The organism is Streptomyces sp. NBC_00310 (genome assembly GCF_036208085.1).
Taxonomy (GTDB): domain Bacteria; phylum Actinomycetota; class Actinomycetes; order Streptomycetales; family Streptomycetaceae; genus Streptomyces.
Genome location: NZ_CP130714.1, coordinates 6097819 through 6112419 on the forward strand (window position 1 = coordinate 6097819; position 14601 = coordinate 6112419).

12 protein-coding genes and 1 tRNA gene are annotated in these 14601 nt (G+C 69.5%); 5 read left to right on the plus strand and 8 right to left on the minus strand.

Annotated elements, in window-relative coordinates; genetic code table 11:
* The first annotated feature begins 37 nt into the window (after positions 1-37).
* A complete protein-coding gene (locus OG202_RS26785) occupies positions 38-1384 on the plus strand; it encodes an NtaA/DmoA family FMN-dependent monooxygenase (RefSeq protein WP_328223718.1) in 1347 nt (448 codons plus the stop codon).
* Positions 1385-1636: 252 nt separating this feature from the next.
* On the opposite strand, the gene OG202_RS26790 is transcribed toward OG202_RS26785, so the two are convergent.
* Positions 1637-1710 (minus strand) — tRNA-Gly (locus OG202_RS26790).
* A gap of 555 nt (positions 1711-2265) precedes the next feature.
* Between OG202_RS26790 and dcd the strand changes: the two genes are divergently transcribed.
* Both dcd and OG202_RS26800 read left to right on the plus strand, forming a co-directional pair.
* The gene (gene dcd, locus OG202_RS26795; protein ID WP_171141551.1) at positions 2266-2841 is read left to right on the plus strand and encodes a dCTP deaminase; all 576 of its coding nucleotides are present in this window, start codon (positions 2266-2268) and stop codon (positions 2839-2841) included.
* On the plus strand, positions 2838-3380 hold the full coding sequence (locus tag OG202_RS26800; RefSeq protein ID WP_326579908.1) for a phosphoribosyltransferase: 543 nt from the start codon (positions 2838-2840) through the stop codon (positions 3378-3380). Before dcd ends, OG202_RS26800 begins: the two co-directional genes overlap by 4 nt.
* A gap of 108 nt (positions 3381-3488) precedes the next feature.
* Here the strand turns inward: OG202_RS26800 and OG202_RS26805 are convergent, their stop codons facing one another.
* The 6 genes from OG202_RS26805 to OG202_RS26830 all read right to left on the minus strand — a co-directional run bounded on the left by OG202_RS26805 (position 3489) and on the right by OG202_RS26830 (position 11949).
* Positions 3489-4586, minus strand: coding sequence for a hypothetical protein (locus OG202_RS26805; protein ID WP_328223719.1), 1098 nt, complete (start codon positions 4584-4586; stop codon positions 3489-3491).
* Positions 4587-4945: 359 nt separating this feature from the next.
* Complete coding sequence (locus OG202_RS26810; RefSeq protein ID WP_327728522.1) at positions 4946-5977, minus strand: Yip1 family protein; 1032 nt, start codon at positions 5975-5977, stop codon at positions 4946-4948.
* A gap of 103 nt (positions 5978-6080) precedes the next feature.
* Positions 6081-7550, minus strand: coding sequence for an integrin-like protein (locus OG202_RS26815; RefSeq protein ID WP_328223720.1), 1470 nt, complete (start codon positions 7548-7550; stop codon positions 6081-6083).
* 115 nt (positions 7551-7665) lie between these two features.
* Positions 7666-8061, minus strand: coding sequence for a nuclear transport factor 2 family protein (locus OG202_RS26820; protein WP_326579896.1), 396 nt, complete (start codon positions 8059-8061; stop codon positions 7666-7668).
* A gap of 100 nt (positions 8062-8161) precedes the next feature.
* A complete protein-coding gene (locus tag OG202_RS26825; protein ID WP_328223721.1) occupies positions 8162-11527 on the minus strand; it encodes an NACHT domain-containing protein in 3366 nt (1121 codons plus the stop codon).
* A 23-nt stretch (positions 11528-11550) separates the two neighbouring features.
* Positions 11551-11949: an ATP-binding protein gene (locus tag OG202_RS26830; RefSeq protein WP_326579892.1), complete on the minus strand. Its 399-nt coding sequence runs from the start codon at positions 11947-11949 to the stop codon at positions 11551-11553.
* Between the two features lie 208 nt (positions 11950-12157).
* On the opposite strand from OG202_RS26830, the gene OG202_RS26835 reads away from it, so the two are divergent.
* Together OG202_RS26835 and OG202_RS26840 are read left to right on the plus strand one after the other, a co-directional pair.
* Complete coding sequence (locus OG202_RS26835; RefSeq protein WP_326579890.1) at positions 12158-13000, plus strand: helix-turn-helix domain-containing protein; 843 nt, start codon at positions 12158-12160, stop codon at positions 12998-13000.
* Positions 13001-13011: 11 nt separating this feature from the next.
* Entirely contained in the window at positions 13012-13197 is a 186-nt protein-coding gene (locus OG202_RS26840) for a DUF397 domain-containing protein (protein ID WP_326579888.1), read from the plus strand.
* On the opposite strand, the gene OG202_RS26845 is transcribed toward OG202_RS26840, so the two are convergent.
* Positions 13191-14579, minus strand: a complete 1389-nt coding sequence (locus tag OG202_RS26845) for a VCBS repeat-containing protein (protein WP_327728519.1) — start codon at positions 14577-14579, stop codon at positions 13191-13193. The two genes, OG202_RS26840 and OG202_RS26845, sit on opposite strands and share 7 nt — an antisense overlap.
* Positions 14580-14601 lie beyond the last annotated feature (22 nt).

Here is a 14601-nt window from a genome sequence, read left to right on the forward strand (position 1 = left end):
ATTCTCCGTTTCTCGTTGCCGCGTCTGAGGAGTAACCATGACAAGCCGACAGATGATCCTGGGCATGCAATTCAGCGGTGGTTACGGGTCCGCACCCGGGGCCTGGCGGCTGCCGGGGGCGAACCTGAACAGCTACACGGACATGGACCAGTTCGTGTGTTACGCGCAGGCCGCCGAGCGCGGCAAGGTCCAGCTGCTGTTCATCGCGGACACCCCGGTCCTGGACGTCGACCTCGACCACCATGCCCCGCACCACATGATCGACCCGCTGCTGATCCTGACCGTCCTCGCGCGCGAGACCGAGCGGATCGGCCTGGTCACCACCGCCTCCACCACGTTCACCGAGCCCTACAATCTCGCCCGCCAGTTCAAGGCCCTGGACGTGATCAGCCATGGCCGGGCCGGATGGAACGCGGTGACCACCTCCGACCCCGCCGCCGCGGCGAACTTCGGCGCGACGATCCCGCCGCGCGCGGAGAAGTACGAGCGTGCCCACGAGGTCATCCAGATCGTGCAGGCACTGTGGGGCAGCTGGGAGAAGGACGCCTGGGTTCTCGACGTCGACGGCAAACGGTTCGCCGACATGGACAAGATCCAGCCGGTCAATCTGCAGGGCAAGCACGCCGCCTCCCGCGGCCCGCTGCCCATCCCCCCGTCCGAGCAGGGCCAGCCGGTCATCTTCCAGGCGGGCGGCGGCAGTTACGGCCTGGAACTGGCGGGCCGTTACGCCAGCGGCGTCTACGCCAACCCGTACACCATCGAGGACGCCCAGGCCCAGCGCCAGGCCCTGCGGGACGCCGCCGAGCGCGCCGGACGCGACCCGGACGAGGTGAAGATGCTCGCCGGCTTCATGCCGACTATCGCCCCCTCCCGCCAGGCCGCCCTTCAGCGGCGCCGCCTCCTGGACGAGGTCGTCGACCTGAACCAACGCGTCCGCTACCTCGGCGCCATGCTCGGCCTCCCGCTCGGCCCCGGCCAGCTCGACGAGCCGCTGACCGCGGACCAGCTCGCCGACGCCATACCCAGCCCGCACGACCCGCGCTCCGCCCGCGCCCTCGAAGTGGCCCGGGAAGGCTGGAGTCTGCGCGACGTGCTCGCCCACGGCGTCATCGACTACCACCCGGTGGTCGCCGGCACCGCCGCCGACGTGGCCGACCACATGCAGCAGTGGTTCGAGGCAGGTGCCTGCGACGGCTTCTCGATCGCCGTCGACAGCTACCACGACGGCTTCGACGCCTTCGTCGACCAGGTCGTCCCGATCCTGCAGGAACGCGGCCTGTTTCACGACGACTACGAAGGCCCCACCCTGCGCGAGAACCTCGGCGCCCACGACCAGTACGGCCTCGACCCGCGCCTCGCGAAGCCGGGCCCGGTTGCTGAGTAGGCCGCCAGAGCATGCGCCGTGAACTGTCGCTTTGCGTAAGTGACTTCGCAAGCTCAACTCGCAATAGTGGTGCAGGTCACATGAAATGCGTCTCGCCATTCGAGACGCCAGGGGGTCGAGGTGTCCGGAGTGGCCCCCAAGTGGCCCGGACGTGGTCGCCTTGCCTCGACTTAGGGCACGCCGAGGGCACGCAACCCCCGAATTGGACTAGGCAACAAACAAACCCCAGATCGCTGACCTGGGGTTTCTCTCTGGAGCGGGTGACGAGAATCGAACTCGCGCTCTCAGCTTGGGAAGCTGATGTTCTACCATTAAACTACACCCGCGTAAGACGCCGGTCGGTGCCGGTGTCGGAACGCGTCGTCACTTTACCTCATGTCGGGCCCCGCGCGCTGAAGGCGTGGGGTCCGGTGGTGTTTCCGGGGTGGGGATGGGGCTGCGGGGCGCGGGAGTTGGGGCGTACGGTGGGGGCGCGGAAGAGGGTCTGGGTGGGCCTTCGACGGGATCGGAGTGCCGCCTGGAGAGCCGTCCCAATGATCCCGTAATGTGGCTTTCGTCGTCAGGTCGACGTAGCACGTAGGTCGACAGCCAGACGCGGCTCTTGGGGAAGGGACTCTTGGACTTGATGGAGCGCACCGTCGTCCGTTGTGCCGATGGGCACGTGTTCAGCACCGCTACATTCCCGATGCAGCAGGCCGAACGCCTCGGCCCCGGTCGGCTCATGCGCTGCCCACGCTGCGCCCGGTTGCGCAGTGTCGTGCCGGTGGCGTTGGAGAAGCGGTAGCAGTAGCGGTAGCAGAGGCAGCTATAGCAGGGACCGAGGCGCGCGGGTCCGCCCATCTGGTTAGGGGCGGTCCGCGCGTCTTGCGTATCCTCGGGGCGTGCTTCTCTCAGACAAGGACATCCGGGCCGAGATCGACGCCGGTCGGGTGCGGATCGATCCGTACGACGAATCCATGGTGCAGCCGTCGAGTGTCGACGTGCGTCTCGACCGCTTCTTCCGGGTGTTCGAGAACCACCGCTATCCGCACATCGACCCCTCCATCGAACAGGCGGACCTCACACGGCTCGTCGAACCGGAGGGGGACGAGCCGTTCATCCTGCATCCGGGCGAGTTCGTGCTCGCGAGTACGTACGAGGTCATCTCGCTCCCCGACGATCTCGCCTCGCGGCTGGAAGGGAAGAGCTCCCTGGGCAGACTCGGGCTCGTCACCCACTCCACCGCCGGGTTCATCGACCCCGGTTTCTCCGGGCACGTGACGCTCGAACTGTCGAACCTCGCCACCCTCCCCATCAAGCTCTGGCCGGGCATGAAGATCGGGCAGCTGTGTCTGTTCCGGCTCAGTTCGCCGGCCGAGTTCCCGTACGGCAGCGAGCGGTACGGGTCCCGCTACCAGGGGCAGCGCGGCCCGACCGCCTCCCGGTCCTTCCTCAACTTCCACCGGACCCAGGTGTGAGCGCGGAGACGGCCGGGACGAGCGGCGGCGACGCGGCCGTCCGCGAGAACCTCACCTACGAGGCGTTCGGCACCGCCGTCCGTGAGCTCGCGCAGACCATCGCCGACGACGGGTACGAGCCCGACATCGTGCTGTCCATCGCCCGGGGCGGCGTCTTCGTGGCCGGCGGCCTCGCCTACGCCCTCGACTGTAAGAACATCCACCTCGTGAACGTCGAGTTCTACACCGGCGTGGGCACGACCCTCGACATGCCCGTCATGCTCGCCCCCGTCCCGAACACGATCGACTTCTCCGACAAGAAGGTCCTGATCACGGACGACGTCGCCGACACGGGCAAGACGCTCAAGCTCGTCCACGACTTCTGCCTCGACGCCGTGGCGGAGGTCCGGTCCGCCGTGATCTATGAGAAGTCCCACTCCCTCGTGAAGTGCGAGTACGTGTGGAAGCGGACGGACGACTGGATCAACTTCCCGTGGAGTGTCCTGCCTCCCGTGCACAGGTCGGGAGAGGCAGCCAAGGTGAACAGGGAAGCGCTCTGACCCGCCGGCCACCACGACGGCCCCTCGACTGATCATCGAGGGGCCGTCACCCGCGACGCCTGAGGCTCCCGACCATGCGGTTACCGGGGAATTTCCCGCGACTGCCGGTCACGACCGTGTGGCAGTCCCGCACCCCGCACCGTCGGCCTCCCGCATGCGCGCTTCCATCGAGGTGCTCCGGTCGTACGGGTCGACCTCCGGGCCGTCTCCCGGGGACGACGTCGCGCGCTCTGCGCCGAACTCGGGGGTGAGGTAGCCGGTGAAGGTGTCGCAGCCGCCGTTGGTGGTGTCCACCTTGTAGGAGACGAGGGAGAACGTGCCCGGATCGATGACGATCTTCGCCGGGTCGTCCCAGCTCATCACGACCTCGCGGCGCACGATGGTGCGCGCGACTTCGTCGCTTCCCGCTGCGGCGCGTACGGACGGATAGACGTACGTGACATCGGTGGTCACCTCGACCGCACCGCGCTCGCCTTCTCGGTACGTGATCCGTCCCCGTGTCTTGACCACATCCCCGACAAGCCGGACCTTCGTGTTCTCGAACCGGCTGAACAGCAGCAGAGGATCGTTCTCCCGGCTGGGTGCACGGAACGCGGTCGCCAGGTAGTCCTGGACATCCTGCTGATGAGGATTGATCAACGCGATCGCCTTCTTCGGCCGCTCCCCACGCAGCACACCAGGATCCAGACTGGACGCGGCGAGGAAGTCCCGGGTCTTCTCCACCGCCTGCGCGACCTGCCCCTTGCTCATCCAGCCGGTCGCCCGTGCCTCGGGCACGCCGATCCCAGCCGTCCCGTCACCCCACCGTGCCGCGGGCGACCCCCTGAACGGCTCCTCCACGGTCGGAGGTTGGGCCGCCGCTTCCGCCGGCGGCGGTTGATCCGGACGGTCCGACTCCACGGCGAGCGGCGTGCTCTCGCCACCCCCGCCGCCGAACCATCCAGCCACCCGCCCCGGAGCCAGCGCCACGACCAGCACGGCGACCGCGACCAGCAGACCGATCGCGTACCAGCCCTTGCCTCCCCGCCGCCGGGCCGGTTGGTGACTCCGCCACGGCTCCGGCCGGGCGGTCCCCTCCCGCAGCCGCCCCGCCACCATGCGGGCCCGCGCCGACGGCTCCTCGGGCGCGTCCTCGGTCCCCGCCTCGGCTTCGCGAAGGAAGCGCTCCCACTCCTCGTCCGGTATGGACTCCCCACCCTTGCCCACGACGGCCCCCGTTCCCTTCTCCCGTACCCGGCCCCTCCCCGGGGCCGGAAATTTTCGTGCATCATCACACGGCTCAAGATGGCTCCGTGATCGCCGCCGGTGGATCCATGGTGATCCACGGTGATCCACGGGAACTCCGTGCGGCTGCGCCGAGCCGAGCACCGCTCAAGGAGTTCGCTCCGAGCGCGGTCCGGCTGCTGTCGTCGACTGGTTCCCTGGTCGACACAGGGCCGGGCAGGTTGTCGACGCCTGACATGCCGGCTGCCCTTGCTCCACAGTGCCCGAGCCCGGCCGCCGACGGACCTACGCGTGAGGGGCTCCCGGCGACAAGCCGGGAGCCCCTCACGCGTCGTCAGCGACTAGAACGTGCCCAGCTTGATCAGCGACAGGATCGCCACCAGCTGGATCGCCGAGGCGCCCAGGGCCTTCGGCCAGGGCAGGTCGTGGGACTTGGAGACCATCATCGTCAGGAGGGCGCCGGCGGCCACCCAGGTGATCCAGCCGAGGATCTGGACGAAGGAGGCGTCGCCGCCCGCGAACATCGCGACGACCAGGCGGGGCGCGTCCGTGAGGCACATGATCAGCATGGAGAGGCCGACCGTGGGCTGCCAGGCGCCGTCGCCGCCGAGCTGGCGGGCCAGGGTGTGGGTGACCACGCCCAGGATGAAGGTGCTCACCACCATCGTCACGGCCGTGACGAGGACGATCGGTACGGCGTTCGAGAGCGTCGCGTTGATCGCGTCTTCGCGGGCGGTGTCGAAGCCGAAGACGGCCAGCAGGCCGTACAGGAACGTCACGATCAGGGCGGGGACCCACACCGCGTAGTCGCGCATCACCAGGAAGGTCTGGTTCGGGCTGGTGAAGATGCCCTTGAGGAGGGCCTTCCAGGGCAGCCGCGGGCCGAGCGGGGCCGCCGGGGCGTTGCCCGCGCGATAGGTGTCGCCCTGCTGGTACGGGTCCTCGCCGACGGCGAACATCTGCGTGCTCCCCGGGTTGTTGGCCGCGTACGGGTCCGCGCCGCCGTGGGGGTGCCCGCCGTCGTCGCCGAAGTACTCCGGCTCGCCGTGGTTGCCATGCCCCCCGTGGTTGCCGCGGGTCCCGTGATTGCCGGGGTGCCCGCCGCCGTGCGTCTGGGGCCAGCCGCCCTGACCGCCGCTCCGCCCGCCGCCGTACGGCGGCCCGGGGGGCGTCTGGGGGTAGCCGTACGACGGGCCGCCGGGCTGCGGGGCCTGCTGTCCGTACGGAGGGTTGTGCGGTCGCGCTTGAGGAGCGCCGTTGTCCCGGCCGCGTCCGATCCTGAATCCAGCCACGTCATCGAACGTACCTGTTCCCGGGCGGCCGCGTGCCGGGCCGGGGCCAACCGGCCCGGCTTTGCTGCCGAGCTGTGACATCCCCTAAGGGATCGTCAGGGGTTCGTCAGGGAGATCGTCCCGCAGTCGTCCCGCAGTCGTCCCGCAGTCATCTCGCAGGTCATCCCACGGGCCGGACCCGGTCTCAGTGGCTGCTCACGTACCTGCCGTACGCCAGTGCCGTCGTCGGGGACGGGAGGGCGAGGTTTTTCGGGGTGAGGGCGTAGGAGTTCGTCACGGAGGTCTTCGGGAAGATCCAGACGCCGCCGGAGTTCGCGTTCTCGCCCGGCGCGCCGACGGCCGCGTCCGGGGTGCCGTCCTTGTCGTAGTCGCCGGTGGCGACGGCCGCGCCGAAGGCGTCGTTCGGCTCCGCCGCGCCGGGGACCCGGGGACGGTCCTGGTGGTACTGCACGGACGTGGCCTCGCCGAACGGGTCGACGATGCCGCTGGTGTGGCCCAGCAGGAGTGTCGCCGCGCCGGCCGCCCCGCGGGTGCCGATGGCCTCGCCGGGGGCGCCCGCGATCAGGTCGTCGCGGCCGTCGCGGTTCCAGTCCAGTACGGCGAGGGAGGCGCCGAAACGGTCGCCGTCCTCGGCGACGCCGTACACGCCGACCGTGTCCTGGTTGAGGGTCTGGGAGCGGTAGCCGAAGGAGCCGTTCTCGTCGCCGTACTCGATGTGGATGCCGCCGCCCTTGGCGTACGACTCCGGGCCGCACGGGTCGTCGATGTTCTCGTCGGCTATCTCACGGCACTCGCCGAGGGCCAGGTCGTCCAGGCCGTCGCCGTCGAAGTCGCCGGCGGCGAGGGCGGAGGCGGCGCCGTTGTCGGAGTTCCAGGTGTTGGCCATGCGCTGCTCGGCCGGGTCCCACGACCACAGCCGGACGTGCGACCGGGTGTAGGGGGCGTTGATCGTGTGGTACGCGAGGGCGAGGTCGTCCGTGCCGTCGGCGGTGAAGTCGCCGGTGGCGAGGAGCGGGGCGCGGCCGCCCATCGGGGTGGCGAGGACCGTGGTGACGACCAGATCCTCGCCGTTGTTGACGGCGGCGCGCACGACGACCTTGTCCCGGCCGCCGACCACGAGGTCCCGGCCGCCGTCGCCGGTGAGGTCCGCCGCCGCGACCGACCAGCCGTACGCCGACTTCGCCGACGGGCCGGTGAGGGCCGTGGACCCGGGGCCCGTGCCGCTCTTCGCACCGCCGACGACGGTGACCGCGCCGGCGTCCGCGCCACGCCCGTCGACGTCCTCACCGGGTGCGCCGACGATCAGTTCCGCGTCGCCGTCGCCGCTCAGGTCCTCCAGCGCGACGGACGCGCCGAAGCGGTCTCCCGCCTCGGGGGTGCCGGGGACCTCGGCGGTGGCCTGGCTGACCCGGATGCTTCCGTGCCTGCCCAGGCCCTTCGGGCCGCCCCAGAGGAGGTTCACATAGCCGGCCTTCGCCTTGCCGTTCACGGTCGCGTCGGGGACGCCGACGGCGAGGTCCGCGTAACCGTCGGCGTTGAAGTCGCTGGTCACGGGGGTGGGCTGGGCGGCGGCCGGGTGGGGTACGAGGGCGAGCGTCAGTGCCGCCGCCGTGGCGGCGGTGGCGGCGGCCAGGGCGTACGTCCGTCTGTGCACGGGGGGCTCCAGGTGGGTGGCCGGATGTCGGGGGTGTGGCTGGTTCACCTGTGTGACACCTGGAAGCCGTATGGGGTTGTGCGGGCGCGAACGAAAGCGCCTCGCCTCGGCGGGGCTACGACCAGAACTCGCTCTCCTTGTCCAGGTCCTCCTGGCATTCGTCGATGTCCGTGAACTTCTCTCCGACGATCCGGAAGACGAGGCAGCCGTTCTGCTCGATCCGCTTGCCGCCCCGCTCGGCGGTGTAACGGTGCACGGAGACCGCGTGGCCCCGGCCGTCCACGCAGACATGGCTGAGGTCGACGCTGAAGGTCCCGCCGGTCTCCTCGAAGAGCCGCTGGTACAGGCCGATGATCGAGTCCTGGCCCTTGTAGTCGCCCGACAGGAGGTGGCTGCCGGGGACGTGGTGCGTACAGTCCGAGGCCATCAGGCCACGGAGGGTGTCCATGTCGCCGCGCATGAAGGCGTCGTAGCCCTTGCGGACGAGGGTTGCGTTCGGGTGTTCGGCCATGGGGATCGCCGGCTTTCAACCTTTGTAGGGCGTTTCGGACTGTACGGGCAATTATCCCCGTCGGCGGGTGCCTTCGCGAGCGCGCTGCCCGGGGCAGGGGCTACGGCTGGGTGCGGGCGAGGACGAGGAGTTGGTTGGGGTGGGGTCGGCGCGAGGCAGGGGTGTCGAACGTGGTGAGGCTCAGCCATGCGAGTTCCAGGAGACGAATGGCTGCGCGGTCACGCAGGTCCGCCTCGGTCAGGACCGTGATGGCGATGAGAAGGGCGGTGCGGGCACTGGAGAGAGTCCGGGAGTCGGTGGGCGTGTTCCGGGAGCGCATGGAGGTGAGCAACTGCCCGATGCTGTCCGTCAGATGCCGTACTTCGGTGATCGGATGGTCCGGGACGGGTGCCTGCGTGGTTCTGAGGATGTCGTGGGCGTGGCGCACGGCGGTGGCCGGATCGGACAAGGTCCTCTGGTGGGCGGGGATCGCGGCCGCTGTGCGGGTCAGGACGTGGTCGAGGCGACTGAGAGCGGAGGGCGACGCGATGACGGCGGTCGAGTGGGTGAACAGGAGGCGGAAGGCGTCGAGGGACAGCATCAGCGCTTCGGTGTGGACGGAAGCGGTGAGGTCGTGGGACAGATCCAGAGCGAGGTCGAGGCTGGAGACGAAGCCGGAATCGGTGTCCTGTTCACGTTCGGCTGTGAGGGTGTAGAGGGAGTCGAGTCGGTGGGCCAGATCACCGGCCAGATCAGGAGGGAGCGGGGCGGTGCCGAAGACGAGGTCGAGGCCGTCGGGGTGAAGGGGTGGGTCGAGGTCGCGGGCGAGGCCGAGGGCTGGGCCGAGGTCGAGGTGGCGAGCGAGGTCGACGGCGTTGCCGAGGGTGAGTTCGATGAGGATGCTGCGGGCCAGGAGGAGGCTGGTGTCGGAGTCCGTGAGGCCGGCACGGGTATCCCGATTCGGATCGAGGGTTTGGGTCATCCAGTCGCGGAGGTCGCCGACGGTGCCGAGGGCCTCGCCCAGCATCGTGGCGAGACCGGCGTCCAGGTCGCGGGCGAGACCTGTGGCCCGTGCGACGTCGAGGTGCCGTGCGAAGCCCAACGCGCGGACGATCAGGCGTTCGAGGCTGGCCCGGGAAACGACGTCGGCGTCGCTGTCGAAGGCGCGGGCATGGACACGGGCAATGTGAAGGCCGACGGACAGGGCGAGGACCAGGGGGAGTTCCAGTGGAGCGAACTCGGGTGTTCCGTGTGACTCGGGTGCGTGGGCCAGGGCGGCGCTGAGCACCCTGGTCCAGGGTTCCACCTGGCTGCGCTGGGTCGCAGGGGTGGTCAGCAGTCGCAGGTAGGGGTTGAGTTGCAGGCGGTCGGCTGCGGGGATGCCGGGAAGGTGTTCCGTGTCCGTGGCGTAGGGCCAAGGGGCGTCTCCAGGCTGATGGAGAACGGTGTGAGCGCCGTCGTGGGCCCATACCGTGTGACGGCCGAGGCCGGTGATCGATGCGGCGGCCGGGTCTTTGACCTCGGCCAAGGTGGGCAGCCGGTAGACGGCGTCCCCCGTAACGGTGTTGAGCCATTCAACGAAGCGTTCGACGTCTCCGACCCGCATGCCCACTGCCGCGTCGACGTCGTGCCCGAGCCTGTCGAAAGGGTCGGGATGATGAAGTCCGGCCGCCTTTTCCTCGTGAACGAACGACAGGTACAGGCTCAAGGGGACGGGCTGTGCGCACAGGGTGGTGTTGTCCTGGAGCCGGACGGTCTCACGCAGGATGCGCGTGCCATGGATTCCGTCCAGGAGGTGCTGCCGGGCGGGGTCGTGGGGTGCGTTCGGCGCGGGCGGGCCCAGCAGTTCCTCCAGACGGTCCCGGGTCTCGGGCTCGACGGTTCTGGCCTGGTCGGCGCAGTCGAAGGCCAGGGCCAGGGCGGGGACCGTGGCCCGGTCCAGACAGGCGGTGATGATGTCCGTGGCGTCGTTCGCCGCGCACCAGAGCAGGATGGCCTCGCGCCACCACGGGTCTTCGACGTGGTCGATCAGTACGCTCGTGTCGGCGCGCGGAGTGCCCAGTTGGGCGGCGGCGAGGTACTCCTGCAGGGTGAGGTGGGCGAAGCCGTACACCTCGTGTTCGCGTTCGACCAACAGGCCGCTCGCGCAGGCCACTTCCAGGAAGACCTTGGGGGTCACACTGCCGGGGACCTGGCGCAGGGATCTGCGGATCGCCCTGGCGGCGTCGCGTACGGGCCAGTCCTTGACCTCGGCCTTCATCATGGCAAGGGCGAGGTGCTGTGCGACGTGCTGTTTGTGAGGACCGGTCAGGCCGGTCGCGTCCACCAGCCCGCGAGCCTCGGAGCGGCGATGCAGCAGCACGTCGCACATCTCGTCGTACAACTCAGCTCTGCTTGCCGGTAGTTGGCCTCGATAGCGGTGTACGTTCGCCGTCATCGTCAGCAGGAGAGGGTTGGCCGCGAGGTCGTACAGAGCTCCCTGTGTCTGCAGCCGGGTCAGGAGATTCGCCGCGTTGCGGTCCGCCGCTGCCCGTACCTCCCGGCCGCCGCCGCCCCGCGCCCGGCTCTCGGTCGCATACGACCACCGTCGCAGGAACCGGTCGATCTGTTCCCAGGTGAAGCGACGCACCTGGAGCACCTCCGCACCCGGCAACGGGTTGGACTTGTAGCCGTGGGGACGCGACGTCACCACGTAGATGTTGCGGGGGTAGCGCTGGATCTGCCTGCCGACCCAGTCCACGACCCGGCCCCGCTCCGCGGGGTCGGCGACCTCGTCCAAGCCGTCGAGCAGGACCACACACCCGCCGCGATCGAGTCTGTGGTCCAACCACCGGGCCGAGACCTTCCCGTCCAGCCAGGCGGCCCTGACCGCGGACTCGGCCAACGTCGGGGGATCACCGGCCAGTAGGTCCGCAGCGTGGCGGCGAAGGTACAGCAGCACCGGCAACCGTCGCTTCCACGGGCGCCAGCGGTGTCCACACAGTTCCAGGGCGGTGTTGCGGGCCAGCGTCGTCTTGCCCGACCCCGGCCCTCCCAGTACGGCCAGGATCCGGGATCCCCCGTTGCGTCCGGCCTTCCGCAGCACCGACTCCAGACTTCGACGCTCCTCCCCGGACACCGAACCGAGGTAGGGCTCTCTGGCGGCGTCGTGGAGCACTTTCGGTACGACGCTGACATCCACGTACACCTGGCGCATCCGGAACACGAACTCGCTCTGGGTGGCGATGCCGACGGTCTCCATGTCCCGTACGCTCGCGCGGAGTTGGCGGAGGTAGATCCTGCGGCGGCCTCGGGGGGAGGGGTCGGTGGTGGGCGGGGACGGGCCGAGCTCCGCGTACAGGAGGCTGACGACGGCCACGGCGTACGAGACGTACGACCAGGTCCAGCTGAGCTTTCCCTCGGACAGGACCTGGTTCGCCGTCACGCTGAGGCCCAGTGTCAGCGCCGCCCCGCCCAGGGTTCGGAGCACTCCGCGTACGCCCGTCATCCCCACCCCCGTGTCGTCCACCGTCAGTCCGGTTTCAGCTCCGTACCCAGTTCGCACCAGACGTACTTGCCGAGGTTTCCGTTCACCGTGAACCAACCCCAGTCGGCCGCGTAGGCGTTGACGAGGTGGAGGCCTCGGCCCGAGGTGGCGGTGTCGGTGGGGGCGGTGATCGTCGGGGGTGTGGGGTCCGTGTCCCAGGCGCCTACGCGGAAGGAGGGGCCGGACTGTCTGAGTTTCAGGGCCGCCGGGCCGGTGGTGTGGCGGAGGGCGTTGGTGAGGAGTTCGGAGGCCAGTAGCTCCGCCGGTTCGATGAGGGCGGGGAGGGTGTGGGTGGTCAGGATGTCGCGGAGGGTGCGGCGGCCGATGGCTACGGCTCGGGGGTCGTGGGGGATGTAGAGGGTGTACTCCCAGTCGTTGCGCATGGGGTCTCCCGGTACGGAGGGGTGGGGGCGCTGGGGCGTCGGGCGGTGGCCTTGTCGCCGCCGCCGTGGCAGGGCGGGGCGGTGCGCTTCCAGGGTCCCGGTGTTCCGCAGCGTGTGCGTCGCGTCACTGACGGTAGAGGTAAAACTTTCCCTCGGTCAACCCGAACTGGGATACTCGGGTTCACAACTCCTGCGAGAGAAGGGGCGCATGGCATCCAGGGCTGTCATCACCGCGCGTCAGGAACGGCTCGGCGCCGAGCTGCGCAAGCTTCGGGAACGGGCGGGGCTGACGCTGCGCGCTGCTGCGCAGACAGTGGGGATCGCGGAGAGCAAGCTGTCCAGCGCGGAGGCGGGACGTGTGGGGGTGAGCGCCGAACGGGTACGGCACCTGGCCAACCGCTACGTGTGTGACGATGCCGCTCTCGTCGACGCACTGGTGGCCATGGCGACCGAGCGTGGGCAAGGCTGGTGGGAGGAGTACCGGGAGGTCGTGCCGGGCGGCTATCTACGGGTGGCCGAACTGGAGCACCATGCGGCCGAGTTGAAGACCTTCCAGCCCGTGCACGTCCCAGGGCTGTTGCAGACTGAGGAGCAGATGCGGGGCACGTTCGCCTCGTCGGTGCCGTCGCTCTCCGAGGAGCAGCGCGAAGCCCGGGTGCGGTTTCGGCTGCGGCGTCAGGAGATCTTGGGCAAGGTCGGCTACAAGGCCGTCATTCACGAAGCGGCACTGCGGATCCGCGCGGCGGACAGCGAGGTCGCGCGGGAGCAGTTGCTGCACATCCTTGAGCGGTCGGAGTCGCCCGGAGTGGCCGTGCGCGTAGTGCCTTTCGACGTGGACGGCTTCGCCGGCATCAGCGCTCCACTGGTGTACGCGCGTGGCCCGGTTCCGCAGTTGGACACCGTTCTGGCAGACAGCACGCATGGTGGGGCCTATCTGGACGGGGAGTCACAGCTCGGCCGCTATCGGGCGCTCCTCCGCACGATCGAAAAGATGGCCCTGGGCGCCGTAGAGTCGAGGGACTTCATCCACCACCTCGTGCGGCAGATGTGAGAGGCCTCGACATGGCACAGGACGCCTGGCAGAAGTCCACCTTCTCCGGCGGAGGTGACCATGACGACTGCGTGCAAATCGCGGCCCACCCGCGCACTGTCCTCCTCCGCGAAAGCGAGGAGCCCGGCCAGGTTGTTCGCACAACCCCCGCCGGGCTCGCCGCCCTCATACGTGCGATACGCGCTCCGCGTTACTGAAGCATCCCCCGGACCGTGTCGCCGTCCACCACCGTCGCGCCGGTGGTGGTCACGCCCTTTGACGAACCCCGCAGTACCAGCGAACCGTTCTCGGCCAGCACGTACAGGTCGGCCTTGCCGTCGCGGTCGGTGTCGCGGAGGCGGATCGTGTGGCCGAAGTACTCGCCGGCCGTCAAGTCACCCGGTACGCCAGCCGTGTTGCGGGTGAGGAACTGGGAACCCTTGGCCGTCAGGCCCGACTTGCCGCCGTAGAGGACGTGGACGGCGCCTGCCTCGCCCTTGCCGTTCAGGCTCTCGCCCGGTGCGGCGACCGCGAGGTCGCGGTAGCCGTCGCCGTTCACGTCACCGGAGGTGATCGCGTCGCCGAAGGCGTCGTACGACTCCGGGGTGTCGGCGATGCCGGACGTGGACTGGGTGAAGCGGGCCGACTTCGACGGGCCGGAGGACGCGCCGTACCAGACCGTCACGCGGCCCTTGGTCTTGTCGTAGACCGGTGTGCCGATGGCGATGTCGCCGTAGCCGTCCTTGTCGAAGTCGGCGATGACGCCGTCGCCGCCGCGTTCGGCCTGGCCGCCGTCGGACTTCACGGACTCGATGCGGAGGGTCTTGCCGGGGTAGAGCTTGGCCTTGCCGCCGGAGACGAACCAGGCGTCGGAGGCGAGGGTCGTGTCGGTGACGACGTCGCCGATGACGACGAGGTCGGTCTTGCCGTCCTTGTCGACCTTGCCGGAGATCAGGGCGGTGGAGTAGAAGCTCGAATCGGCCTTGTCCAGGACCGTCACCGTGCCCTTCACACCCGACTTGGCGATCGCGCCCCGGTAGACGTACGTCTTGCCGGCGCGGACGAGGGCGAGGTCCGGCTCGGCGTCGCCGTTGAAGTCGCCGGTGGCGAAGTCGGTGGCCTCGCCGGACGCGCCCTTCGGGCCCTTGAACGGGACGGTCGTGCCGCCGGACAGGCCCTTCTTGCCGCCCCAGAGGACGGTCACCGTGCCGTTGTTCTTGTACGTGCCGACGTTCTCGCCGTTGGCGGAGACCGCGAGGTCGCCGTAGCCGTCCTTGTTGAAGTCGGCGGCCGTGCGGTTCTCGCCGAAGAAGTCGTCGGTCTCGTCGGCGCCGGGGACGCCGGGGCTCGCCTGGTCGATGAACTGGGTCTTCGTGCCGGGGCCGGTCGCCGTGCCGAAGGTGACGAGGATGCCGCCGCCCTTGCTGGCGCCGTCCGGGCCGTACGACGACACCGCGTAGTCGCGGTGGCCGTCGCCGTTGAAGTCGTCCGCGTACTTGGCGGCCGCCGCGGCGGCCGGGCCGATGGAGAGGGAGAAGGCGAGGGGGGTCACGGTCGCCGCCACGAGCGTCGCGGCCATCGTGGCGCTACGGAATCGCATGAATGTCCTTCGAAGTGGGAGG

Bases quoted from the DNA above. Each gene is read 5' to 3' on its own strand.
- OG202_RS26785 (WP_328223718.1), top strand. From the start codon at position 38: ATGACAAGCCGACAGATGATCCTGGGCATGCAATTCAGCGGTGGTTAC.
- OG202_RS26810 (WP_327728522.1), bottom strand. From the start codon at position 5,977: ATGTCACAGCTCGGCAGCAAAGCCGGGCCGGTTGGCCCCGGCCCGGCA.
- OG202_RS26820 (WP_326579896.1), bottom strand. From the start codon at position 8,061: ATGGCCGAACACCCGAACGCAACCCTCGTCCGCAAGGGCTACGACGCC.
- OG202_RS26825 (WP_328223721.1), bottom strand. From the start codon at position 11,527: ATGACGGGCGTACGCGGAGTGCTCCGAACCCTGGGCGGGGCGGCGCTG.
- OG202_RS26830 (WP_326579892.1), bottom strand. From the start codon at position 11,949: ATGCGCAACGACTGGGAGTACACCCTCTACATCCCCCACGACCCCCGA.
- OG202_RS26835 (WP_326579890.1), top strand. From the start codon at position 12,158: ATGGCATCCAGGGCTGTCATCACCGCGCGTCAGGAACGGCTCGGCGCC.
- OG202_RS26840 (WP_326579888.1), top strand. From the start codon at position 13,012: ATGGCACAGGACGCCTGGCAGAAGTCCACCTTCTCCGGCGGAGGTGAC.
- OG202_RS26845 (WP_327728519.1), bottom strand. From the start codon at position 14,579: ATGCGATTCCGTAGCGCCACGATGGCCGCGACGCTCGTGGCGGCGACC.